At 71.7% G+C, this 23,533-nt stretch carries 15 protein-coding genes and 1 pseudogene; 12 read left to right on the top strand and 4 right to left on the bottom strand.

Annotated elements, in window-relative coordinates; genetic code table 11:
- The 3 genes from ACZ7IB_RS04760 to ACZ7IB_RS04770 form a co-directional block, all read left to right on the top strand.
- On the top strand, nucleotides 1-1,434 hold a 1,434-nt coding region (locus ACZ7IB_RS04760), incomplete at its 5' end, for a cellulase family glycosylhydrolase (protein ID WP_470909164.1).
- Between the two features lie 66 nt (nucleotides 1,435-1,500).
- Nucleotides 1,501-1,710 carry a helix-turn-helix domain-containing protein gene (locus ACZ7IB_RS04765; RefSeq protein WP_470909166.1) on the top strand — a complete coding sequence of 70 codons (210 nt, stop codon included), beginning with the start codon at nucleotides 1,501-1,503 and terminating at the stop codon, nucleotides 1,708-1,710.
- Nucleotides 1,710-2,273 carry a Clp protease N-terminal domain-containing protein gene (locus ACZ7IB_RS04770; RefSeq protein WP_470909524.1) on the top strand — a complete coding sequence of 188 codons (564 nt, stop codon included), beginning with the start codon at nucleotides 1,710-1,712 and terminating at the stop codon, nucleotides 2,271-2,273. The genes ACZ7IB_RS04765 and ACZ7IB_RS04770 overlap by 1 nt, the downstream gene beginning before the upstream one ends.
- 36 nt (nucleotides 2,274-2,309) lie before the next feature.
- On the opposite strand, the gene ACZ7IB_RS04775 is transcribed toward ACZ7IB_RS04770, so the two are convergent.
- Entirely contained in the window at nucleotides 2,310-3,287 is a 978-nt protein-coding gene (locus ACZ7IB_RS04775) for a PadR family transcriptional regulator (RefSeq protein WP_470909168.1), read from the bottom strand.
- Between the two features lies 1 nt (nucleotide 3,288).
- Complete coding sequence (locus ACZ7IB_RS04780; RefSeq protein ID WP_470909170.1) at nucleotides 3,289-4,146, bottom strand: DUF4097 family beta strand repeat-containing protein; 858 nt, start codon at nucleotides 4,144-4,146, stop codon at nucleotides 3,289-3,291.
- A 164-nt stretch (nucleotides 4,147-4,310) separates the two neighbouring features.
- Here ACZ7IB_RS04780 and ACZ7IB_RS04785 point away from each other — a divergent pair.
- Nucleotides 4,311-5,155: pseudogene (locus tag ACZ7IB_RS04785) on the top strand (hypothetical protein).
- On the opposite strand, the gene ACZ7IB_RS04790 reads toward ACZ7IB_RS04785, so the two are convergent.
- On the bottom strand, nucleotides 5,156-5,338 hold the full coding sequence (locus ACZ7IB_RS04790) for a DUF6104 family protein (protein WP_014176503.1): 183 nt from the start codon (nucleotides 5,336-5,338) through the stop codon (nucleotides 5,156-5,158).
- A gap of 185 nt (nucleotides 5,339-5,523) precedes the next feature.
- Between ACZ7IB_RS04790 and ACZ7IB_RS04795 the strand changes: the two genes are divergently transcribed.
- From ACZ7IB_RS04795 to fxsT, 8 genes are all read left to right on the top strand, one after another.
- Nucleotides 5,524-6,141, top strand: coding sequence for a CU044_2847 family protein (locus tag ACZ7IB_RS04795; RefSeq protein ID WP_470909172.1), 618 nt, complete (start codon nucleotides 5,524-5,526; stop codon nucleotides 6,139-6,141).
- Nucleotides 6,138-8,249, top strand: a complete 2,112-nt coding sequence (locus tag ACZ7IB_RS04800; protein ID WP_470909174.1) for a VMAP-C domain-containing protein — start codon at nucleotides 6,138-6,140, stop codon at nucleotides 8,247-8,249. The genes ACZ7IB_RS04795 and ACZ7IB_RS04800 overlap by 4 nt, the downstream gene beginning before the upstream one ends.
- A gap of 94 nt (nucleotides 8,250-8,343) precedes the next feature.
- Nucleotides 8,344-9,375 (top strand): AAA family ATPase, encoded by a 1,032-nt coding sequence (locus ACZ7IB_RS04805; protein ID WP_470909176.1) that lies wholly within the window; start codon nucleotides 8,344-8,346, stop codon nucleotides 9,373-9,375.
- A 7-nt stretch (nucleotides 9,376-9,382) separates the two neighbouring features.
- Nucleotides 9,383-12,973: an SAV_2336 N-terminal domain-related protein gene (locus tag ACZ7IB_RS04810; protein ID WP_470909177.1), complete on the top strand. Its 3,591-nt coding sequence runs from the start codon at nucleotides 9,383-9,385 to the stop codon at nucleotides 12,971-12,973.
- 304 nt (nucleotides 12,974-13,277) lie between these two features.
- Entirely contained in the window at nucleotides 13,278-13,475 is a 198-nt protein-coding gene (gene fxsA / locus ACZ7IB_RS04815; RefSeq protein WP_266358025.1) for an FxSxx-COOH cyclophane-containing RiPP peptide, read from the top strand.
- Between the two features lie 157 nt (nucleotides 13,476-13,632).
- Nucleotides 13,633-14,877, top strand: a complete 1,245-nt coding sequence (locus ACZ7IB_RS04820; RefSeq protein WP_470909178.1) for an FxsB family cyclophane-forming radical SAM/SPASM peptide maturase — start codon at nucleotides 13,633-13,635, stop codon at nucleotides 14,875-14,877.
- Complete coding sequence (locus ACZ7IB_RS04825) at nucleotides 14,874-16,277, top strand: aKG-HExxH-type peptide beta-hydroxylase (RefSeq protein ID WP_470909180.1); 1,404 nt, start codon at nucleotides 14,874-14,876, stop codon at nucleotides 16,275-16,277. Before ACZ7IB_RS04820 ends, ACZ7IB_RS04825 begins: the two co-directional genes overlap by 4 nt.
- Nucleotides 16,278-16,357: 80 nt before the next feature.
- Nucleotides 16,358-19,351 (top strand): FxSxx-COOH system tetratricopeptide repeat protein, encoded by a 2,994-nt coding sequence (gene fxsT / locus ACZ7IB_RS04830; RefSeq protein WP_470909182.1) that lies wholly within the window; start codon nucleotides 16,358-16,360, stop codon nucleotides 19,349-19,351.
- Between the two features lie 133 nt (nucleotides 19,352-19,484).
- Here the strand turns inward: fxsT and ACZ7IB_RS04835 are convergent, their stop codons facing one another.
- A complete protein-coding gene (locus ACZ7IB_RS04835; protein WP_470909183.1) occupies nucleotides 19,485-23,339 on the bottom strand; it encodes a multifunctional oxoglutarate decarboxylase/oxoglutarate dehydrogenase thiamine pyrophosphate-binding subunit/dihydrolipoyllysine-residue succinyltransferase subunit in 3,855 nt (1,284 codons plus the stop codon).
- Nucleotides 23,340-23,533: the final 194 nt, after the last annotated feature.

Genomic DNA, 23,533 nt, shown 5'->3' on the forward strand with positions numbered 1-23,533 from the left:
TGGGGCCCCCTCCCCGCACCCAGAGCAGGAAGGAGAGGAGGAGCGCCCCCCCCCCCCCCCCCCTCCCTCCCCCCCCCCCCCTCCCCTCCCCCCCCCCCCCCCCCCCCCCCCGCCGACGCACGGCCCGCACCACCGGACCGGACCGGCATCCCCCGCCTCACCGACGACGAGGGCCGCACCCTCACCCTGCGCGGATGGAGCGTCGCGGACAAGGCGAACAGCGGTGACCAGGCGCTGACCGCCATCACCGAGAAACACTTCCGCGATCTGCACGCGAAGGGCTTCGACTTCGCCCGGCTGCTCATCTTCTGGGACGACCTGGAGCCGCGCCGGGGCCAGTACAGCACCGCGTATCTGCGCAAGATCGACCGGGTCCTGGACTGGGCGCGGAAGTACGACATCCGAGTGGTGCTCGATGCCCACCAGGACGTCTTCGGCCCGGCGTTCGGCAGTCGGGGCATCCCAGCCTGGGCGACCCGTACCGACGGTCTGCCCTTCACCCCGCACCCCGACGACTGGTTCTCCGAGTACTTCGAGCCCGCCGTGCAACGCGCCTTCACCCATCTCTACGAGGACCCCGATCTCCAGCGAGCCCAGGCGCAGATGTGGAAGGTCGTCGCCGACCGCTACGCGCACCACCCCGCCGTCCTCGGCTACGACCTGATCAACGAGCCGATGGGGGAGCTTCAGGAGGGGGAGGACCTGCCGACAGCTGCCCGGCGCATCGAGGCCCACCAGCTCACCCCGATGTACAACAGGCTGGCCCGCGCAATTCGTTCGGTGGACCGCTCCACCTGGCTGTTCGTCGAACCCACCCCCGCCGTCGGCGAGGGTGTCCCCACCGGGCTGGGCGTGATCAAGGACCACCGGACCGTCTACGCACCGCACTTCTACAACACCGCGATGGAGGCGGGCGCCGACTACGACCCGTCGGCGGGCTGGATCGAGTCGTACGAGGCCGCCGTCACCACGTACCCGGAGCAGCGGCACATTCCGGTCGTCGTCGGCGAGTGGGGCCCATTGAACAACACACTTCCCCAGATGGGCCGTTTCTACCAGGACGCGATGGCCTCCCTGAGCCGCTACACCTCGGGCTGGGCCGGCTGGGCGTGGTGCTACGGCGGCGGTTACTGCGCGCTGGACAAGGACGGTGCGTTCGCGAAGAACAAGGAGCGGACCGCCACACCGTACGCACCCGCCGTCGCCGGAACCGTCCACTCGGACACCTACGACGACACCACCGGCGTCTACCGGCTCTCCTACACGGCGGGCCGCCGCGGCAGCACGGAGGTCTCCCTGCCGCCGACGCCCGGGGAGTGGCGGGTCTCGGTGGACGGCCGTGCCACGGTCCGGAGGCATGGGGGAGAGGTGAGTGTCAGGGCCCGTGAAGGGGCTCGCGTCACGGTCACGGTGACGCAGGCGGCGCGCGGCTGAGCGGTCCTCGCGGCACCCTTGTCAACGATGGTTGACAGGGGTGCCGTGTCAACGTGAGTTGACATCATGACCGAAGCAACGGATTTTGCCGCGCGCGCCGGTGACCGCGACCCCCGGGTGGGATTGCGGGCGGTCGTCGCGCTGCGGCGGCTGCTGGAGCAACTCGAAGCCGTGCAAGTCGCAAGCGCCCGCGCGAACGGCTGGTCGTGGCAGGAGATCGCCGCCGAACTGGGCGTCAGCCGACAGGCCGTGCACAAGAAGTACGGGAGGCATTGATCTTCGAACGATTCACCGAGAGCGCCCGGGCGACCGTGACCGGCGCCGTGACCCATGCCGAACGGGCCGACGCCGAATCAATCACCGAGGAGCATCTGCTGCTCGCCCTGCTGGATCAGCACAGCGGCCGGGCCTCCTTCGCCATCACCTCGCTGGGCCTCGCCGACCGCCGCGCGGCGGTCGAGGCCGATCTGGTCACGGCGCGCCGCCGTGGCGGGCTGACCCGGGCCGATACGGACGCGCTCGCCGGCACCGGCATCGATGTCGCCGAGATCGTCGCCCGGGTCGAGGAGATCCACGGGGCAGGCGCGCTGGACAGGGGCCGGCGGCGCGGGCCGGGGCGTCGCCCGTTCACCCGCGGGTCGAAGGACGTCCTGGCTAGGACACTGCGGATCGCGGTGGGGCGCGGAGATCGCTTCATCGGCGACGAGCACCTGCTGCTGGCGCTCACCGCCTGCCCCGGTGCGGTCGCCGACGTACTCGCCGCCCATGGCGCGACGTACGAAGCGGTGAACCGCGCGCTGTACGGGGACGGGGGCGACACCGCCCCGTCCGTCATCTGAGGGCCGGGAGCCGGTGAGCCGGGGCGGGACCCCGGTTCACCTCTCCCCGCCGTCGTCCTTCCTCAGCAGCGCCTCGATGTGGGCCGCCGCCGTGGACAGCTGGCGGCGGGCCTCCGCCAGCTGCTTCTCCGTGACGCCCTGGTCCCGGGCCGCGTCGCGGATGTCGTCGCGGAAGCGGTCGAGCAGGCGGTCCAGGTCGCGGGCCGGGTCGCCGGTGCGGGCGGTGTCCTTGCCCCATTCCGGGTCGGCGTCGGCGGGCTCAGGCTTGATGTACGGGGGCCGGCTGCCCGTCCTGGCGAAGTTGCCCAACTGGCCGGTGATCTCGGCCAGCCCTTCCCGTACGCCCGAGGGCCAGTCGCCCCGCGCGAAGTGCTCCTGGACCTGGCGGGCGGCGTTCTGCATCTGCTCGCGCGCCTTGTCCTGGGCCTCCTTGGCCTGCCGGCGGGCCTGCTGGGCGTCCTCGCGGGCGCGGCGGGACTCGTCCTTCGCCCGGCGGGCCTGCTCCTTCCACTCCTGTTTGGCCTTGCGCAGCTCCTCCTTCGCGGCCCGCCACGACTCCTTGTCGCCGAAGTCCGTGAAGTCGCCGAAGGGGAAGTCCCGGCCGCCGGTGGACCCGGTGGAGGTCTGCCTGGTCTCGTGCGCCGCGGCCCGCATCTCGCTGCGCAGCTTCCCGGCGGCGCCGCGGACGTCGTCCCGGATCTCGGAGGCCAGTTCGGAGACGGATTCCCTGATCTCCAGTTCCAGATCGGCCAGCTCGCCCGTGCGGCCCGCCAGTTCGGCGCGGCCCGCGTCGGTGATCGAGTAGACCTTGCGGCCGCCCTCGGTGGCATGGGTGACGAGACCCTCGGCCTCCAGCTTGGCGAGGCGCGGATAGACCGTGCCCGCCGAGGGCGCGTACAACCCCTGGAAGCGCTCTTCCAGGAGCCGGATCACCTCGTAACCATGGCGAGGGGCCTCGTCGAGCAGCTTCAGCAGATAGAGGCGGAGGCGGCCGTGGGCGAATACGGGAGGCATGTCAGAGCACCTTTCCGGTCGGCTCGGCATCGTACGGGTCGTCCTCGGCCGGTGGGCGGCGCAGCAGGGCGATCGATCCCGAGACGGTCGTCGCCCTCAGCTTCCCGGTCCCGGCGCCGAGCGTGCCGGTGATCTTCTTCGCCCCCCACTGGCCGCTGACCCGCAGATCCTCGAAGCCGTTGGAGACGGCGCCGCTCGCGGTGTTCGCCTCGACCGTCGCGTCCGCCGGGTGCGGCAGCCGGATGGCGACCTCGCCGGAGACCGTGGCCAGCTGGATGTCCGTGGGCTTCCCGGTCGGGTCCAGATCCAGCACCATGTTGCCGCTGATCGAATCCGCCCGTACCGAGGCCCCGGCGCCCTCGACGACCGTCAGATCGCCCGAGACCGTCTGGAAGCGCAGATCGCCGGTGACCGACTGGGCCTCCACGCTGCCGGAGACCGTCTCGGCCCGGACCGGACCTGCGAGCCCGACGAGCGTGGTGTCGCCGCTGACGCCCCGTACGTCCGTGCGCCCATGGATTCCGGATATGACGGCTCCGGCGCCGACCACGCCCACCTCCACCGCCGACCCGGCCGGCACGGCGAGCGAGACGACCGCGCTGCGGTGCCAGCCCTTGCGGTCGAACCACTTGAGGAAGTCGTTCCACGGCAGGCCCTCGTACGCGACCGTGAGGGCGCCGCCCTCCTGGGTCACGATCAGCGGCGGGCCCTCGATCGCGGAGATCTCCAGCCGGGCCGTCGGCTCCTCGGTGCCGACGACATTGACCGTGCCCCCGACGATGCGCACATTGAGCGACGTCACGGGGTCGTCGAAGGTCAGCTTCTGGGGCTCGGCGATGGCCCATGTCGACACAGGCATGGATCTGGCCTCCCGGGGAACGCGGAATGACGCAACATATCGCGTCTCTTGCAGGACACGATATATCGCGGATCGGGGAAGTCAAGGGAAGTCGAGAGGCGTCACGATGTCATTGACTGATCAAAGACCGTCGAATATGGGCAAATTGCCCTACCGCGTGGGGCATGAACGCGACATCCCCCGTGGGGCGCTGCTGCTGTGCCGTGCCGAACCCGAGAACGTACGGCCGGTAGCCCATCTGCTGCGCGAGCGGATGCTGCTCGCGCCCGCCGGAGACGGGTGGTCCGTCCTCGTACCCGAGGGAAAGCCCTGGCAGAACGATGGCGGGGGTACGGACGCGGAGCACGTCGACCGGGTCGTGGCCGGCTGGGCCACGGCGCTCGCGGTCGGCTCGACCTGGCCCGTCCTCGCCCTGTGGTGGGACGGCGACCGGGCCGGCCATACACTCGCGTCCGGATTCCGGCGCCCGGTCGGCTACATCTGGCTCGCGGACGGCACGCCGGTCGGTGAGGACGAGGCCATGGGTACGTTCGCCGAGCGGCTGGGCCCCGACCCCGTACTGGATGTCCAGGCGCTCGAAGGGCTGACCCGCCCGGACCCGGACGCCGATGCCCGCATCCGGCTGCGCGGGCTGCTCGCCGTCCTCAGCCGCATCGGCCTGGCCCTCCCGCCCGGTCTGGACCCGGACATGCCCGGTGACCGCCTGTACGCGGCGGCCGACGACCGGCCCGAAGCGGAACCGATCGCCCGGACCGGCCGGCGCGAGGCGGTGAGGGTCGAACTCGACGCGGTCGGGAGCAGCCGCCTCGGCCCCTGGATGCGCGGCCCCGGAGCCCGCGTGCTGGGCGGCGCCCAGGTGGCGGCCGGGCTGCGGCTCACCCTCTGGGGGATGAGCCGCAGCAGTGGCGGCCGGGTCTTGGCGGGGGCGCTGCTGATGACGCACGGAGCGCTCGGACTCGCCTACGACCGGTTCAGGGCCGACGGGGCCGATGGCGTCGGGCCGGCCTGACTACTCGTCCTCGTCCTCGTCGTCGAGACGGGCCAGCCAGGTGGCGAGGCGCTCGACCGGCACCTCGAAATCGGGATTGAGATCGACGAACGTACGCAGCTGCTCGGCGAGCCACTCGAAAGTGATCTCTTCCTCGCCTCGCCGCTTCTCCAGTTCCTCGATACCGCGGTCGGTGAAGTACATGCGGCAAGCCTAATGCCTGGTGACAGCCCCGCGAAGGCCGGGATTACGTCCTCGGGCGCGGTCCGCGGCAGCCGCGCGAGCCCGTCGAGAACCGGCCCGCCGCGCCCCGGCGTCATGGTCCATGTCTCTCGCATCGGCGGCGTACTGCCGTTAACCTGCGGGTAGTTGGGGGAACGGGGGGTTTCATGAGTGACGGCGGGGCCCGTATCACGCGTATCGAGATGCCGGACGGCACACCGGTCTGGGCGCGAATCTCCGGGGCGGAGGAGCTGGCGAAGCCCGCCCGGGGGCCGGCGTTCACGGACATCGGCTACGGGGACTTCGCCGAGCAGGTGCAGGCCCGGGTCGAGAGCCTCCAGGCCGTCGTGACCAGCGTCGCGCGTTCGCTCGCCGAGCCGTTGCGGGCGGTGCGGCCCGACGAGGTCAGCGTCGAATTCGGCATCGAGCTCACCGCGAAGGCGGGCAAGGTCGTCGGCCTGCTCGCGGACGGCGAGGCCAAGGGCGGCATCAAGGTCACGCTGACGTGGAGCGGTGGCGGTCCGCCCGCCGATCCGACCCTCCCGGCGCAGACGGGGGCGCGTGGGGCGGGGCAGGCCGCGCCGCAGGCAGCCGTGCCCCAGGCCGCGCAGGCCACCCCGCCCATGCCGCCCCCGCCCTCCTCGCCGCCCGGGCATCCGCCCGCGCCCACGGCACCACCGGCGGCGGTCCCGGCCGCATCCGCGGGGAATCCGGACGCCGGGGCATCCACCGGCGCACCGGCGCATCCGGACGGGCCCGGACCGGACGCCGGAAGCGGGTCATGACCCAGCCGCCGGGCAGGGGCGCAGGGGGCGGCTCGGAGAGTACGTACCGTGCGCTGGCGGGCCTCGTGATGGCGGCGACCGTACGCATCCATCGCCCGGAGCCCGGGTATGCCCCTGACGGATCCGACAGAGGCTTCCTGGGGAGCGGCTTCTTCATCGCCCCGAGCTGGGTCCTCACGTGCGCGCACGTGGCGATGGAGGGGGAGGGGCGTCACGTGAACGTGGTCTTCAAACCGGACCGGGGCAGCGCCGAGACCGCGGTCGAGGGCACCGTGGTCGCCGCCCTGCCCGAGGGCCGTCACGCTACGGCCGGGCCCGGCGGCGCACGGGTCCCGGCGCCTTCGGGCAGCTGGCCCGCCCCCGATCTCGCGCTCATCCGGCTGCTGCGGCCCGTCGAGCACCCCTGTGTGTACGTCACCGAGCGTCCGGCGGGCATGTTCGGCGGCGGCTCGGTCCTCTACACGGGCTGGACCGACGGCGGGTCGGGGCAGTTGACCCGGTTCAGCGGGCGGTGCCAGGTGATGGGCACCTTCGGCGACTGGGCCGAGGACGACGAACAGATGCGGCTCGACGGCGACCGGATGTACCCGGGCCTGTCCGGCGGACCCGTGGTGGATCTGGCCCGCGGCGAGGTCGTCGGCGTACTCAAGTCGCGCTCCGACGGCACGACCGGCGGGACCTCGATCGGCGTCGAGCGGCTGCGCACACTGCCCGTGCCCCCCGGGGCGGTCGCCGCCGAGTCCGACGACCCCTACCAGGCGGTGTTCCACGCCCACGACCGCTACCACGCCGACCGGCACACCAGCCCGGTCGGCATGGACCGGACCTGGGCCGACCTCCAGCGCGAACTGGGTGCCGGAGCAGGGCTCGCCCTCAGTCCCCAGCAACGCGTCGACCTGCTCGGCCGGCTCGCCGAACTCCCGCCCCCGCTCAGCACCCGCAGCCTCCTCGACCTCCTGGACCGGCTGCCGGACACCCACCCGGCCGAGCACCACGCGGCCCCGCGCGGCTGGCGCGACGGACTGGGGACGCTGTACGACGCCCCCGGCGGCGACGGCGCACTGGAACTGATCCTGCGCTACTGCATGAGCGCCATCTCCGCCGAACGCCCTTACGTCCTGCCGTCCACCCAGCTCGCCGAGGCATCCTTGTGGGAATGGGTGAAGCGGATGGCCGAGGACCGGCTCTCCCGCAAGTTCCGTCACGAGCTTGCCGGGCTCCGGCACAACGGCCGGCACGCCCCGGGCCTCGAACACCTGCGAACCCCGGCGCCGACGCTCGAACCCGCCAGGACGCGCAGTGTCCCGTTCGTCCTGCTGACGCTGGAGCCGCGCGGCTGGGAACGGGACCGCTACGACTGGCGGATCGGCGTCGCCCAGCACGGCGGGGACGTCCTGCCCGTCGCCGAGGACAGCCGGGGCACCGCATCGGAGGCCCTCCCGGCCCGGCTCGCGGGCCCGCTGGCGGAGGCGTTCCGGCGGTGCGACGAACCCGACGACCCCGCCGTGCTCCAGGTCGCGGTGGACCAGGCCCTCATGGGCCTGGAGGTCGACGGATGGCGGGTGCCGCCCGACGGGCGGCCGCTCGGAGTGCTGCGCCCCGTGGTCATCCGCCGCCTGGACCACCGTCCGCTTCTGGCCGATGACGGGATCGACGAGCGCGAGGCGCGCTGGAACCGGACCACGACCGCCGCGATGCGGGCCGCCGTCGTCGACTGCGAGGACGGAATGCGGGTACCCGTACCTGTGGTGGAGGAGCTGCGCCAACTGGCTTACGAGACCGTCCCGGTGCTCTGCCGCTACGGTGAACGGGCCCACCCGGAGACCGTGGCCGGTCTCGGACGGGTGATCGACGGGGGTTTCGGGGTGGCCCTCTGGCGGCGCCGGGCGGGCGAGCCGGCCGCGGTCTGCACGGAATTCCACCGGCGCGCCGCCGATACGGTCGCCGAGGCCCGCACCGCCGTTCAACTCCCGAAAAAAGTCCATGAGTTGAGGCAGGGGGTGCATGCGGGCCGTGCGGAGACGTACTGGTCGGACGGTGTCGCCCTGTTCTACGAAGATCCACACCATCCACTGCCCGGCTCCGGGCAGTTCCTTGAGGCGCCGTGAACGGCCGGGCCCTTACGGCGTGTACGCCGGATCGCTACCGTGATGCACGTTCGACTGCTGCCCCTGGCGGACGAGTGACGACGAGGAACGCGTTATGAGTGAACCCAGCGAGTGGCTCATCTACCGAGGGGCCGGCGAACCGCACGAGGGCATCGAGCAGCTGCCGCCCCCGCCGCCCTGGCGGGACTTCGCGGGCCGCGGCGCCCCGGACCCCGACGAGCCGGACGGGGACGGATCCGCCGATCGCCGCCTCGGCGGCTACCGGCACATCGCCGAACTCCACCGGCCGGGTGCCGAAGAGCTCGAAATGATCAACGCCGCGCTCTATCTGCGGCGTCCGCTGCTGGTCACCGGCAGCCCCGGCGCCGGAAAGAGCACGCTGGCCCACTCCGTCGCCCATGAGCTCGGGCTCGGCCGGGTCCTGCGCTGGCCCATCGTCAGCCGCTCGACGCTCCAGGACGGCCTCTACCACTACGACGCGATCGCCCGGCTCCAGGATGTACAGATCGCCGCGCACAGTGCGGCGGCCGGGGCGCCCGGCGCCGAATCGGCACAGAGCGTCGGCAGCTACATCCGGCTCGGGCCGCTCGGCACCGCACTGCTGCCCTCGGACCGGCCGCGCGTACTGCTCATCGACGAGCTCGACAAGAGCGACATCGATCTGCCGAACGATCTGCTCAATGTGCTGGAGGAGGGCGAGTTCGCCATCCTCGAGCTGGAGCGGATCGCCGACCGGCTGCCCGACGGCGAGGCGGAGGTCCTCGACGACGACGGCAACAAGGTGAAGGTGAGGGGCGGCAGGGTGCAGTGCCGGTCCTTCCCGTTCGTGGTGCTCACCAGCAACGGCGAGCGGGACTTCCCGGCGCCCCTGATGCGCCGCTGCATCCACCTGGAGCTCGGACGCCCCGACCACCAGCGGCTCGCGACCTTCGTACGTGCCCACCTGGGCGACGAGGCGGCGCGGTCCGGGGACGATCTCATCGCCCACTTCCTGGAGCGCTCCCGCAGCGAACTCCTCGCCACCGACCAGCTGTTGAACGCGATCTATCTCACCGATGCCGCCGCGCCGGCCGGCCGCGACCGTCTCGCCGACCTGCTCATCCAGCGACTCGACCGGCCGAGGTGATGCGCTGATGGCCGACGGCAAGGCGCGGCACGGACCGGATGAGGGACGCGGCCCCGGCGGCGAGCGGAATGACACCGTGGAGCCTTACGGCACCCATGTCCCGGACGGGGCAATGGACACTGGGTCCAAAGCTCCTGAAGCTGTCGGGCCGGTGCCGGTGCCGGTGCCGGAGCCCGGTCGCGAGCCGCAGCAACAGCCGCAGCCGGACTCCGAGCCGTACGGCGGAGGCCTGCTGCCCGCATTCGTCGCCCGGTTACGCGAAGCCGGGCTCGACCCCGACGCCGAGCAGCTCTGCGACGCCCTCTGGCTGGCCCGCTGGACCCGCCACCCCGACGCGCCGGACGACGAGGACGACGCGGCCGCGCCGCTGCTGTCCGCCGGCCCCGCCCAGGAGGGCCGCCCGGCGGGACGGCCCGTCCCGCAGGTGACCGGACGGGACGAAGCCCCGGACCCCGCCCCGGACGACGACGAGCCCGCGGAGCAGCGGGACCTCGGCGACACCGACCGGCGGATCGCCCTCTACCCCGTACCCCGCACCGCGACACCCGGTGGCCCCCGCCCGGACGGCCCGGCCGGGCGCGGACGGAGCGCCGCCCGGGGCGGCCGGGCGAGAGCGCTCACCGTCGGCGTACCAGCCGCCCCAGCCCTCCCGGCGCCGCTCGAACTCCAGCGAGCCCTGCGCCCGTTGCAGCGCTACCGCCCGGCCGCGCCCCCGCTGCGCCGCACGCTCGACGAGACGGCGACCGCGGAGCTCAGCGCCCGTGCCGGTGGGATGATCATGCCGGTGTTCCGCGGTGCTTCCCGGGGCGAGGCGCTGCTGCAGTGCGTCATGGACGCCTCGTCCTCGATGCTGGTGTGGGACCGGATGTTCGGCGAACTGCAGGACATCTTCGGGCAGTTGGGTGCCTTCCGGGATGTCCAGGTGCGCTATCTGCATCAGGGGCCCGACGGTGCGGCCGCGGTGAGCCGCAGCCCCGATCCGGCCGCCGCACCACTGAACTCCGCGGACCGGCTGAGCGATCCGACAGGCCGTCGTGTCACCGTCCTCGTCAGCGACTGTGCCGGTCCGCTCTGGCACAGCGGCCGGGCCCACCGGCTGCTGCACCAGCTGGCCGGACAGGCCCCGGCCGCCGTGCTCCAGCCCCTGCCGCAGCGGATGTGGAACCGCACCAGGCTGCCGGTCACCTACGGTTCGCTGTCCCGGGGTGACGGGCCCGGCGGCGCCGCCGTACTGAAGGTCACGGAGCACGCCGGAACGGGGCCCGCCGTGCACCCGGGCGCCCTCGCGATTCCCGTACTTCCGCCGGTGGAAGGTGCGTTGGCGGCCTGGGCGAGGCTGCTCTCCGGCACCGGCGCGGGGCGGATCTCCGGAGCCGTCGGCTGGGTACGGGCCGATCAGCCCGCGGCGGCCGCGCAGCGCCCCGGCGACGGGCTGTCCTCGCTCCAACTGGTCAGCCGCTTCCGTTCCGCGGCCTCCCCGGTCGCCGGACAGCTGGCCGTCTACCTCGCGGCGGCTCCGCTGTATCTGCCCGTGATGCAGCTGGTGCAGCGCACGATGCTGCCCCACTCCGGCCCGTCCGAACTCGCCGAGGTACTGCTGAGCGGACTGCTGACGCGGAGCAAGGCCGAGGACGGCGGTCACGACGGCGGCCAGTGGTACGAGTTCGCGCCCGGAGTCCGGGAAGCGCTGCTCGGTCCGCTGGGCCGGGACGAGGCGCTGCTCGTACTCAAGCACTGTTCGCAGTACATCGAGCAGCGATTCGGGAAGGGCGGGCCGAACTTCCCTGCCCTCGCCTTCGCCCAGCTCGGAGAGGGCAGGGACGGATCGTCGCGGTCCACCCGCACCACGGACACCAGGGAGAACGGCGCGCCCGACGGGGAGACCGAAGAGGGTGACGAGAACGGGGAGAGCGGCGCAAGCGGCGGGTCGCGCGCCCCCCATCCCTTCGCCGAGGTCGCGGTCCGCGTACTGGAGCGTTTCATGCCCCTGCCCGAGCAGTTCGTCATCCAGACCGACCGGGACGGCTACCGGAGCCCCGTCCAGACGCCGAACGCGGCGGTGGAGAGCGCCCGCGTCCTCGTGCGGCACTTCGAATCGGACAGCATGGTGCAGTACCTGATCGATGCCGTGCAGCTGCTGCGGGGGGCCACCGAGCGCGAGGAGCGGCCGGGCGCCGACCCCGAACTGTGGGCGGAGTACTCGCGCTGCGTCCTGCGGCTGTGGGAGGTCCAGGGCGACGCCGAACTGCTCCGCGAGGCCGAGTACGCCGCCGAACAGGCCGCCGCGCACCCCGGGGCGGCGCGCGAACGGGCCGTACTGGCGAAGGTGTTGCACGCCGCGGCCGACGACCGGCGGCGGCGCGGCGACCGGCGCGGCGCACTGGAGCTGCTGCGGCGCGCCGACCGCGAGTACACGGCCGCCTGCTCGGCCCCCGGCCTGGATCCCGCCGAGGCCCTCCGGCTCACGCTGGAGCGGGTCCGGGCCCTGGAGGCCCAGTGGCGGCTCGACGGCGACACCGCCCTGCTGCAGGCCGCGTACGGCATGCTGGAGGCGTTCGCCGACGTCTGGCCCGACCAGGAGAACCGGCCCGCCGCCCTGCCACTGGCGCACGGCCGGACCCTGCTGAGACTGGCCGGGGCCACCGTCGACACCGAACAGTCCCGGGTGTATGCCGGTCAGGCGGCGCGCTCCTTGCGCACGGCGTTCGAGCAGGGCGGCGGCCGGCACACCATGGGCACCGAGGTGCGCATCCTGCTGGATCTGGTGGACGCCCTGCTCGCCTCCGGCGAGGAGCCGGACGAGGCGGCGACCCTGATCGAACAGGCCCTGGCGACCGTACGGGAACAGCGGCTGCGCGCCCTCCTCCAGACCCGGGCCGCCCGAGTCCGTGTCGCCCGTTACGAACACACCGGGAACCCGGATGAACTCGTGGACGCCGCCGACTGGTTCGCCCGCGCCGCCCGCGGCGTTCCGCGCGACTCGCAGGCTCACGCCGATCTGCTCGCCGAATGGGGCGGCATCCTGCTGCGCCGCGCCCAACTGCCCGACGGCCGCGCACACATCGGTGCCGCGGTGCGGGTGTTGCGCGACTGCCGTACGGAGACGGCGGCGGGCAGCGCGCGCCAGGCCGAGCGGCTGCTGATGCTGGGGCGGGCGCTGATGCTGCGGCACCGGGCCACCGAGGACCGGGTCGATCTGCGGGAGGCCGAGCATCTCTTCGGGCTCGCGGCCCAGGAGGCGACCGACCCGCTGACCGCGGCGCGCTGCTGGCTGGAACTGGGCCTGTCCCACCTCGACGCCTCCCGGGTGCTGAACCGTCCGGCCCGGCTCGACGAGGCGGCCGAGGCGTTCCGGGGCGCGGCCGAAGCGGCCGGCGCGGCGGAAGCGCAGCTGGAAAGTTCACAACAGGTCCGGCAGGCGGTCGAGTTGGGTGGTACGGCCAACCACTGGCGGGGTATGACATACGAGAGGGCGGGCCGTCCCCGGGCCGCACGCGAGGCATACCGGGCGGCCCGCCAGGAATGGCGCAAACTGCCGGACGGCGGCGGCGCGGCGGGCGAGGCGACCGCCGAGCGGCTGGCCGAGTTGGAGCGCTGAGTGCCGGGCGGGAGCGATCGGGCGGTCCGTCCGGACGGCGACCCCGGTGTGATGTCTTCCGGGAGATGTGCGCCAAGTACGACCGGCGTACGACCGACGCCGGTCGACGGCATGCCCACACAGGCGTATGCCGGACTGTGCGGGGCATCGGTACAGAGGTGACCGGTGCGGGTGAGACCGCACGGGTGTCATCGCAACGCGAGTAGATGTACGTGTGTCAGGGACACGGGCTCGGCGGGACGCGCTCAACGGCGAGCGAGTGACCGCGGGCCCGATGCGGCAGTACGTGTTACGGGGAGGCGTGATGAGCGAGTCGACAGGCAACGGCGGGTCGGGCGGTGGGTCGTCCGGCGGGCCGGACGCGCTGCCGGATCTGCTGGAACTCGATCTGGAGGCGCTGCGGACACTGGACCACCCGGTGCTCAGCGAGGTGGTCGCGGATCTGTGCGGCCGGGCCGAGCAGCCGCGGGAAATGCTGTGGGGATTCAACAGCGCCTTCTGAGGCGGGGAGCCACGCGGTTCCTCAGGACGGGGCCGGAGCCGGAGGATTTCGGTCCGGGGCCCGGTTGAACAGGACATCCTGGCCCGGGACGGGTTTGCCCGCACGGCAGGCCTGGGATACTCGCCTCGGGCCGGCGACGGGGGCCGTCCCGGCAGACATGCAGCACGGGGGTGCCGGAGTGTCTCGACAGGCGACGCCGCGCACACCCCGGCGCGTGGACACCAGTGCCGCCGGCCGACTCCCGGTCCCCTTCGGGCAGTTCATCGTCAAGGTGCACGGCCGGTGCAATCTGGCCTGCCGCTACTGCTACCTCTACGAGGGCCCCGACCGCACCTGGCGCGCCCGCCCGGCCGCCGCCGCACCCGCCGTCCTGGAGCGCACCGCGGACCGGATCGCCGAACACGCCGCGGCCCACGGACTGCGCGACGTCGCCCTCGTCCTGCACGGTGGCGAACCCCTTCTCGCGGGCGTGGACCGGCTGGCCGCCCTCGCCGACCGGGTACGCGACGTGGTGCCCGCGCACTGCACCGTCCACACCACCGTGCAGACCAATGCCACCCTGCTCACCGACGCCCGCATCGCCGCCCTCGCCCGGCACGGCATACGCATAGGCATCAGCCTCGACGGCGGTCTGGCCGCCCACAACACCCTGCGCACCGACCACGCGGGACGACCCTCATGGCCCGCCGCCTCGCGCGGCGCCCGGCTCCTCGCCGAACGGCACCCCGACGCGTACGCGGGCATCCTCACCGTCGTCGACCCGCGGACCGACCCGGTAGAGATGTATGAGTCGCTGCTCGCCCTGCGCCCACCGGCCCTGGACCTGCTGCTGCCGCACGGCAACTGGACGAATCCCCCGCCGGGCCTTCCCGGCGCGGGAACGGCCCCCGCGGGGCCGGGCTCGGGCCGCCCGGCCCCGTACGGCGACTGGCTCATCACCGTCTTCGACCGCTGGTGGCCGGCCGCACACCGGGAGACCCGGGTGCGGCTCTTCGAGGAGTGCATCGCCCTGCTGCTGGGCCTGCCCGCCGCCACGGAATCCCTCGGCCTCGACCCCGTCAACGCGATCGTGGTCGAGACCGACGGCTCGATCGAGCAGGTGGACTCCCTCAAGTCCGCCTACGACACGGCCGCCGCCACCGGGCTCGACGTCTTCCGCCACACCTTCGACGACGCCCTGGGCCACCCCGGCGTCGCCGCCCGCCAGGCGGGCGCCGACGCGCTCGCCGCCGCCTGCCGCGCCTGCCCGCTGCTGACCGTCTGCGGCGCCGGCCACTACGCACACCGCTACCGCGCAGACAACGGCTTCACCAACCCGTCCGTCTACTGCGCCGATCTCGAACGGCTGGTGCGTCACATCGCGGACCGGCTGTCCGACGCAACCGCAGGAGCACACCGATGATCCCCCCACCGAACCCCTTGCTCCCGGATCGCATGCTGCGCCAACTCGGCCGCACGGAGGGCGACTCCGACACCCTCCGCGTCCTCGTACGCGACCAGGACACCCGCCGGCTTCTTCTTTTGCGCGCCCTGCTCGACGCGGCCGAGGCCGCCCCCACGACCGTCTGCCCCCCTCAGGCACTCGACCGGCTGCACCAGGACTGGGTACTGCTGGAATCGTCCGAGCGTGCCGACCGGGCCGCCGTGCGCACCGTCCTGCTCCACCCCTTCACGGGCCCCTGGGCGCAACGCTGCCTGCGCGGCCTCTCCGGCAGTACCCCCGGGATCGAACTCAAGGCCGATATGGACCACTTGAGCGCTCTCACCGCCGCGGCCGCGATCCGCGCGGGAGTCGCGTTCACGACCCGGCTCACCGCACACGACGGACTTCTGTCACTGCCCACCCTGGGCGCCGTCCGCACGGCCTCGGGCTCGGCCGACATCGTCTTCGCCGAAGGGGAATTGACGGTATTCGAGGCCGATGGCCGACCGCTGATCACCGTGCATACGCAACAGGACGGCACGGCCTGCTCCGCCGACCCGCGCTGGCTGCCCGTGCTCGCCCTGCCCGCCGTACTGCCGGGCACCGGACCTGTACCCATGGACGACGTCGACCCGTACCGCACCGAGGGCGGCGGACTCCGGCGCCACGGACTGAGCGCCGCAACCCACATCGACGATCACGAACGCAAGGCCTGGGCCGAGTCCTGGGCCGGAATCGAGCCCCTGCTCCGCATCGGCGGCGAACACCGCCTCACCGAAGCGGCCGTCCTGCTGCGCTGCCTGGTGCCGCTCGGACCGCCACCCGGCTCCGGGCCCCTCGGCGACGGTGTGGCGCACTGCAGCGGCACCAGGCGCGAGGCGTTCGGCGCCGTCCTCAGCAGCAAACCCGCCACTCCCGCCTACTTCGCCTCGACCCTCGTCCACGAACTCCAGCACACCAAACTGGCCGCGCTCGGCTCCCTCGTACCGCTGCATCACGAGGACGCGACACCACGCCACTTCGCCCCCTGGCGCTCCGACCCCAGGCCCTTCGACGGCCTGCTCCAGGGCGCCTACTCGCACATCGCGCTGGCCGACTACTGGCAGCGGTTCGCGCTCAGTGCGCAGCGCGTCACCCACCGAGACCTCGCCTGGGCCGAGCACGCCCGCTGCCGCGAACAGGTCGGGGCCGTAATGCCCGTGCTGGCCGGATCGGCGGCACTGACCCGCGAAGGCCGCGTGCTGGTCGACGAGATGATCGCGCTCTACCACCGTCTGGACGATTGTCCGCCCCCCACGGGTCATCTCGCGCGCGCGGAGGCGTACGTGGCCACCGCCAAGGTGATATGGCAGCAGAGGAACGGCTCGCGAAGGCAGTGAGCGACCGCGTGGTATCGATCGGAGCGACCATGCTCCGGTGTATCTTGACAAGGCCCGTATCTAGGCAGGGAGATGGTTGAATGCCCGGAACGCGTAAGCAAGTTGGAGCAGCCGGGGCGCAGACCGTCACCATCAGTTTCGCCGGTTTCAACCGCGCCTGGGCGGCGTGGACCGCAGACCGTCTGGAGCGGCGTGGGGTGACGGTCGTCCAGCAGCGCTGGGACCCCCCGGTGGAGGTTCCGCTGGAGGAGTCGCTGCGGGATCTGACACTGTCGCGCGGCCGTGTCCTGGTGATCCTCAGCGACTGGTACTTCCAGCTCGGACCGCGCAGCCACGAGGAGTGGAACAGGGCCCTGCGCGAGGTCGTCGCCGCCGACCCCGACCGCTTCGCCGCCGTCTGTGTCACCACCTCCGCGCTGCCCGGCGCCACCTCGGTCTTCGCCGCCGCCGACCTGACCAACGTCGGCGCCGACGAGGCCGAACGGCGCCTCCTTGTACGCCTGGGCCTGCCCACCGACCCGCTCCCCGAGCCCGTCGATGCCAGGCCGGGGACCCGGTATCCGGCCGACACCCCCGAGGTGTGGGGCGGGGTGCCACGCCGCAACACCCGGTTCACCGGCCGTGAGGAACTGCTCAGCAAGGCGTACCGGGCCCTCCAGGACGCCGGACCCGGAGCCGGCGTCGTGACCCTGCACGGCATGTCCGGCGTAGGCAAGACCCAGCTGGCCGCCGAGTATGTCTACCGCTTCGGCTCCGAGTACGACGTCGTGTGGTGGGTGCCCGCCGACCGCCGCGCCCTCTACCGCCAGAAACTCGCCGAACTCGCCCCCGAACTGGGCCTGTCCACCGGTGCCGAGTACGGCGAGCGGCTGCGCGCGGTACGCGATGCACTGCGCCGCGGCGAACCGCACTCCCACTGGCTCCTCGTCCTCGACGGCGCCGACGAACCCGAACACATCTGGGACCTGGTGCCGACCGGCCCCGGACACGTCCTGATCACCTCCCGCAACCCTGAGTGGAGCGAGCACAACAGCAACCTCGTCGAGGTCCCGGTCTACGACCGCGAGGAGTCGGTCGCCTTCATCCGCCGCCGGGCCCCGCGCCTGGCCCCGGCCGAGGCCGACCAGCTCGCCGACGCACTCGAAGACCTCCCGCTGCTCCTCGATCAGACCGCCGGCTGGCTCAACGACTCCGACATGTCGGTCGAGGAGTACATCGAGCTCCTCGAAGGCGGCATCGACCAGGACGTCGTCAAGGTCTCCGCGGACTTCCCGCTCGCCTTCCAGACCGCCTGGTCGATACTGCTGAACAAGCTCAGGGACACCGTCCCCGAGTCCGTCGACCTGCTGCGCCTGTGCAGCTTCTTCGCACCCGGCTCCATCCCCGTACGGCTGCTGAAGGAAATGCCCCCCGGCGAACTGCCGGAACAGCTCTCCGGCCTGATGAACGACCCGCTGCTGTGGAACAGGGCGATCGGCCAGCTCCGCCAGTACTCCGTGGTCCGCCTGGAGTCCCACGAATCGGTGGCCGACGAGGCGTCGTCCGGCGAATCGCTCTACATGCACCGCATGGTCCACCAGATCATCGGCAAGGACATGCCGGAGCGGGACCGTCAGGAGTTCATCAACGTGGTCCGCCGAGCCCTCGCGGCCGCGGACCCCGGCCGGCCCACCGACACCCGTCTGTGGCCCGCCTACGCCGAGATCACCCCGCACCTGAAATGGGCCGACGTACTCAAGAGCACCGACCCGGGAGTGCAGAGCCTGGTACTCAACTGCCTGCGCTACATGTACCTCTCCGGGGAGTACCGGGCCGGCATCAAGCTGGGCGCACGGGCCATGGAGGCCTGGCGGGAACTCCTCGGCGAGGACTACTCCAGAGTCTGGGACCTCCGTTACCACTACGCCAACCTGCTGCGGGCTGTCGGCGACTACGCCGGTACGGAGGCCATCGAACGGGCCGCCGTCGACCATCTGCGCGCCGAACGCGGCCCGCAGGACCTGGAACACCTGCGCGCCGCCAGCGGCCTCGCCGCCGACCTGCGGGGCCTGGGCCGGTACGACGAGGCGCTGAACATCTCCAGCTGGATCCTCGGCGCCTACCGCGAACTGCTGGGCGACCAGGATTCACGCACGCTCAACGCCCAGAACAACCTGGGCACTTCGATGCGTCTGCTGGGCCGGTACGAGGAGGCGCTCGAGCTCAACCAACGCACCCTGGAGGCCCGGCGCCGACTGTTGCGACCGCGCCACAGCTGGACGCTCTATTCCGAGATCAACTACGCCACCGACCTGCGCCTGCTGGGCCGGTACGGCGACGCCCTGTCGCTCCAGAACCAGAGCGCCAGGGTGCACCGGCTGGTCATGGGCTCCGACAACCCGCAGACCCTGCGCGCCGAGCACAATCTCGCGCTGTGCCAGTACCGCTCGGGGGAGCGAGCCAAGGCCGCGGCCCTGTTTACCCGGGTTCTCGAACGATCCGAGCGTGTGCTGGGCGAGGACGACCCCCTGACGATGATGTTCGCGGCCAGCCAGAGCTGCTTCGCCCGTGAGCACGCCGACATCGACCGGGCCAGGGACATAAGCGAGAAGGTCGTCGCCGGCTATGTGGACATGCTCGGCGAGAAACACCCGTATGTGGCGGGGACCCGGGCCAACCATGCCCTGATCCTGCGCAACGTGGGCGAGCGGGACCACGCGCACACCCTCCTGGAGGAGGCGCTCGCCGACATGACGCGGGCCGTGGGCGAGAACCACCCCTGGACGCTGGGCTGCGCGATCAACGCCTCGGCGCTGCGCAACCTGGTGGGCGATCCGGAATCCGCCGCCGCACTGACGGACTCGGTCATCACCCGGGCCGTCGAGGTCCTCGGCCGGACCCATCCGCTGACCCTGTCCGCCCGGATCGCGCACGCCGCGGACCTGCGCGGTCTCCGGGATCTGCAGCGTGCGGACAAGGTCGAGACGGAGGCGCTGGGCGACCTGGCGGCGACCCTGGGCGAGCAGCACGTCCACACGGTCTCGGCGCGCTCCCGCAACCGTCCGTACTGGGACTTCGAACCGCAGATGATCTGAAGCATTCAGATGGTCTGAAGCACTCAGGTGGTCCGAAGCCCACCGTATGCACGACGAAGGGCCCGGCCCCGCGATCAACTCGCGGAACCGGGCCCCTCGTCGTGCGTACAGCGACCGGTCAGGTCTCGAAGCGTCAGGCCTCGAAGACCTCGGCGACCAGCTGTGCCTGCTCGGCCTGGTGGCGCTTGGCCGAGCCGACCGCCGGGGACGAACCGTGCGGCCGCGAGATGCGGCGCAGGCGCTCACCGTGCGGGACGTCGGCGCCGACGGCCAGGTCCAGGTGGTCGATCAGGTTCAGGGCGATGAACGGCCAGGCACCCTGGTTGGCCGGCTCCTCCTGAGCCCACAGGTACTTCTCGGCGTTCGGGTACTTGGCGATCTCGGCCTGGAGCTCGGCACCCGGCAGCGGGTACAGGCGCTCCAGACGGATAATCGCCGTGTTGGCAGCTTCAGTGTCCGTGGCGCCGCGCTTCTCGCGCTCCGCCTCCAGGTCGTAGTAGACCTTGCCGGCGCAGAAGACGACCTTGCGCACCGCGTTCGGGTCGACCGAGTCGTCGCCGATCACCGGGCGGAAGCCGCCGGTGGTGAACTCCTCCGCCTTCGACGCGGCCGCCTTGAGGCGGAGCATCGACTTCGGGGTGAAGACGACCAGCGGCTTGTGGTGCGGGTTGTGCACCTGCCACCGCAGGAGGTGGAAGTAGTTCGACGGGAGCGTCGGCATGGCGACCGTCATGTTGTTCTGCGCGCACAGCTGCAGGAAGCGCTCCGGGCGGGCGGACGAGTGGTCCGGCCCCTGGCCCTCGTAGCCGTGCGGCAGCAGCAGCGTGACGCCGGAGGTCTGGCCCCACTTCTGCTCGGCCGAGGAGATGAACTCGTCGACGACGGTCTGCGCGCCGTTGACGAAGTCACCGAACTGGGCCTCCCAGATGACCAGCGACTCCGGACGGGCCAGCGAGTAGCCGTACTCGAAGCCCATCGCCGCGTACTCGCTGAGGAGCGAGTCGTAGACGTTGTAACGGGCCTGGTCGTCGGAGAGGTAGAGCAGCGGGGTGTAGTCCTCGCCGGTCACCTGGTCGACGAGGACCGCGTGACGCTGGCCGAAGGTGCCGCGGCGGGTGTCCTGGCCGGCGAGCCGGACCGGGGTGCCCTCCATCAGCAGCGAACCGATGGCCAGGGTCTCGCCCATGCCCCAGTCGATCGTGCCGCTCTCCACCGAGGCCGCGCGACGCTGCATCTGCGGCATCAGACGGGGGTGGACGGTGATCCGGTCGGGGATGTTGACCTGGGACTCCGCGATGACCTTCACGACCTCCTGGGAGACCGCGGTGGTCACGGCGACCGGGAACTCGGGCTGGACCTCGGGGGCGTGTGCCGGAGCCGGCAGCGAGGTGGCCTCGCGGACCTCCGCGAAGACCTTCTCCAGCTGGCCCTGGAAGTCCTGCAGCGCCTGCTCGGCCTCTTCCAGCGTGATGTCGCCACGACCGATGAGGGACTCGGTGTAGAGCTTGCGCACCGAGCGCTTCTTGTCGATCAGGGTGTACATCTGCGGGTTGGTGAACTCCGGGTTGTCGCCCTCGTTGTGACCGCGGCGGCGGTAGCAGATGAGGTCGATCACGACGTCCTTGTTGAACGCCTGCCGGAACTCGAAGGCCAGGCGCGCGACACGGACGACGGCCTCGGGGTCGTCACCGTTGACGTGGATGATCGGCGCCTCGATCATGCGCGCCACGTCCGTGGCGTACATCGAGGAGCGCGAGGACTCCGGGGCGGCGGTGAAGCCGACCTGGTTGTTGATCACCACGTGCACGGTGCCGCCGGTGCGGTAGCCGCGCAGCTGCGACATGTTGAGCGTCTCGGCGACGACGCCCTGGCCCGCGAAGGCCGCGTCGCCGTGGAGCGCGACGGGCAGGACCGTGAAGTCCGTGCCGCCCTTGTTGATGATGTCCTGCTTGGCGCGGGCGATGCCCTCCAGGACCGGGTCGACCGCCTCCAGGTGCGAGGGGTTGGCGGCCAGCGAGACCTTGATCTGCTCGCCGTCCAGGCCGGTGAAGGTGCCCTCGGCGCCCAGGTGGTACTTCACGTCGCCGGAGCCGTGCATCGACCGGGGGTCGAGGTTGCCCTCGAACTCGCGGAAGATCTGCGCGTAGGACTTGCCGACGATATTCGCCAGCACGTTCAGCCGGCCGCGGTGGGCCATGCCGATGACGACCTCGTCGAGGCGGGCCTCGGCGGCGGAGTCGATGACCGCGTCGAGCAGCGGGATGACGGACTCGCCGCCCTCCAGCGAGAACCGCTTCTGGCCGACGTACTTGGTCTGCAGGAACGTCTCGAACGCCTCGGCGGCGTTCAGCCGGCGCAGGATGCGCAGCTGCTCCTCGCGCTCGGGCTGCTGGGTGCGCGTGCGCTCCACCCGGTCCTGGATCCACTTGCGCTGCTTCGGGTCCTGGATGTGCATGAACTCGATGCCGGTGGTACGGCAGTACGACTCTCGCAGCACACCGAGGATGTCGCGGAGCTTCATCATCGACTTGCCGGCGAAACCGCCGACCGCGAAGTCCCGCTCCAGGTCCCACAGGGTGAGGCCGTGCTCGGTGATGTCCAGGTCGGGGTGCTTGCGCTGGCGGTACTCCAGCGGGTCGGTGTCGGCCATGACATGGCCGCGGACCCGGTAGGAGTGGATCAGCTCGAAGACCCGCGCGGCCTTGGTGACGTCGTTGTCGTGCGAGGCGTCGATGTCCGTGAGCCAGCGGACCGGCTCGTACGGGATGCGAAGCGCCTTGAAGATCTCGTCGTAGAACTCGTTCTCGCCGAGGAGGAGCTGGGCGACGATCCGCAGGAACTCGCCGGAGGCGGCGCCCTGGATGACCCGGTGGTCGTACGTCGAGGTCAGCGTCATGACCTTGGAGATGCCCAGCTTGTTCAGGGTGTCCTGAGAGGTGCCCTGGAACTCTGCCGGGTAGTCCATCGCGCCGACGCCCATGATGAGGCCCTGTCCGGGCATCAGACGGGGCACCGAGTGCACGGTGCCGATGCCGCCGGGGTTGGTCAGCGAGGCGGTGACTCCGGTGAAGTCGTCCATGCCGAGCTTGCCGTTGCGGGCGCGGCGGACGATGTCCTCGTAGGCCTGCCAGAACTCGAAGAAGTTGAGCGTCTCGGCCTTCTTGATGGCCGCGACGACCAGCTGGCGGTCGCCGTTCGGCTTCACCAGGTCGATGGCCAGACCGAGGTTGACGTGGTCCGGCTTGACCAGGGTCGGCTTGCCGTCCTTCAGCGCGAAGGAGTGGTTCATCGCCGGCATGGCCTTGAGGGCCTGCACCATCGCGTACCCGATGAGGTGCGTGAAGGAGATCTTCCCGCCCCGGGCGCGCTTGAGGTGGTTGTTGATGACGATGCGGTTGTCGAAGAGCAGCTTCACCGGAACGGCGCGGACGGACGTGGCCGTCGGCAGCTCCAGCGAGGCGTTCATGTTCTTCGCGACGGCGGCCGACGGACCGCGCAGCGTCACGTACTCGGGGCCGGCCGCGGCCTCGGTGGCCTCAGCCGCGGCGGGCTTGGCCGGCGCAGGAGCGGCGGCCTTCGCAGCCGGAGCCGGAGCCGGAGCCGGCGCGGCCTTCGCCGGGGCTGCCGGAGCAGCGGCGGCGGGAGCGGCCTGTACGGGCGCCGGAGCCGCGGGCGCGGGGGCCTTCGCGGCCGGAGCCGGGACCTGCGCCGGAGCGGCCTGGGGCGTGGTGGCGGCCGGGGCCGGGGTCACCGCAGCCCCCGCGGCTGCGGCGCCGGGAACGGGCTTGTCCGCCGTGCCGGACGTACCCGGCTTGTAGTCGGCGAAGAAGTCCCACCAGGCGCGATCGACCGAACTGGGATCCTGGAGGTACTGCTGGTAGATCTCGTCGACGAGCCACTCATTGGGGCCGAAAGCTGCAGCCGGGTTCGTACCCGGGCTGGCTTGGTCGGTCGAGATGCTCGAGTTACTGGGGGACTGAGACGACACGGCGGCAACCGCCCTCTTCCGCTTCACAAGGTGATGGACAGCGGAAATCAAGGCTACGCCTCCCCAGCCGTTCCATGCAGGCCGGGCCGGTCTTCGTCGTGCAAGTCACATCGGAAGACGGGTTTCGGCGCAGGAAATGGCGGGAAACAGGCATGGTTCCGCTTCGCTTCGGGTACGCGGGACCGCGGCTACGG

Source organism: Streptomyces sp. NPDC037301 (genome assembly GCF_055602785.1).

Excerpts from the sequence above, each read along its gene's own strand:
- ACZ7IB_RS04800 (WP_470909174.1), top strand. The coding sequence starts at position 6,138 with ATGACCCAGCCGCCGGGCAGGGGCGCAGGGGGCGGCTCGGAGAGTACG.
- fxsT (WP_470909182.1), top strand. The coding sequence starts at position 16,358 with ATGCCCGGAACGCGTAAGCAAGTTGGAGCAGCCGGGGCGCAGACCGTC.
- ACZ7IB_RS04790 (WP_014176503.1), bottom strand. The coding sequence starts at position 5,338 with ATGTACTTCACCGACCGCGGTATCGAGGAACTGGAGAAGCGGCGAGGC.
- fxsA (WP_266358025.1), top strand. The coding sequence starts at position 13,278 with ATGAGCGAGTCGACAGGCAACGGCGGGTCGGGCGGTGGGTCGTCCGGC.
- ACZ7IB_RS04820 (WP_470909178.1), top strand. The coding sequence starts at position 13,633 with ATGCAGCACGGGGGTGCCGGAGTGTCTCGACAGGCGACGCCGCGCACA.
- ACZ7IB_RS04795 (WP_470909172.1), top strand. The coding sequence starts at position 5,524 with ATGAGTGACGGCGGGGCCCGTATCACGCGTATCGAGATGCCGGACGGC.
- ACZ7IB_RS04825 (WP_470909180.1), top strand. The coding sequence starts at position 14,874 with ATGATCCCCCCACCGAACCCCTTGCTCCCGGATCGCATGCTGCGCCAA.
- ACZ7IB_RS04810 (WP_470909177.1), top strand. The coding sequence starts at position 9,383 with ATGGCCGACGGCAAGGCGCGGCACGGACCGGATGAGGGACGCGGCCCC.
- ACZ7IB_RS04805 (WP_470909176.1), top strand. The coding sequence starts at position 8,344 with ATGAGTGAACCCAGCGAGTGGCTCATCTACCGAGGGGCCGGCGAACCG.
- ACZ7IB_RS04775 (WP_470909168.1), bottom strand. The coding sequence starts at position 3,287 with ATGCCTCCCGTATTCGCCCACGGCCGCCTCCGCCTCTATCTGCTGAAG.
- ACZ7IB_RS04765 (WP_470909166.1), top strand. The coding sequence starts at position 1,501 with ATGACCGAAGCAACGGATTTTGCCGCGCGCGCCGGTGACCGCGACCCC.
- ACZ7IB_RS04780 (WP_470909170.1), bottom strand. The coding sequence starts at position 4,146 with ATGCCTGTGTCGACATGGGCCATCGCCGAGCCCCAGAAGCTGACCTTC.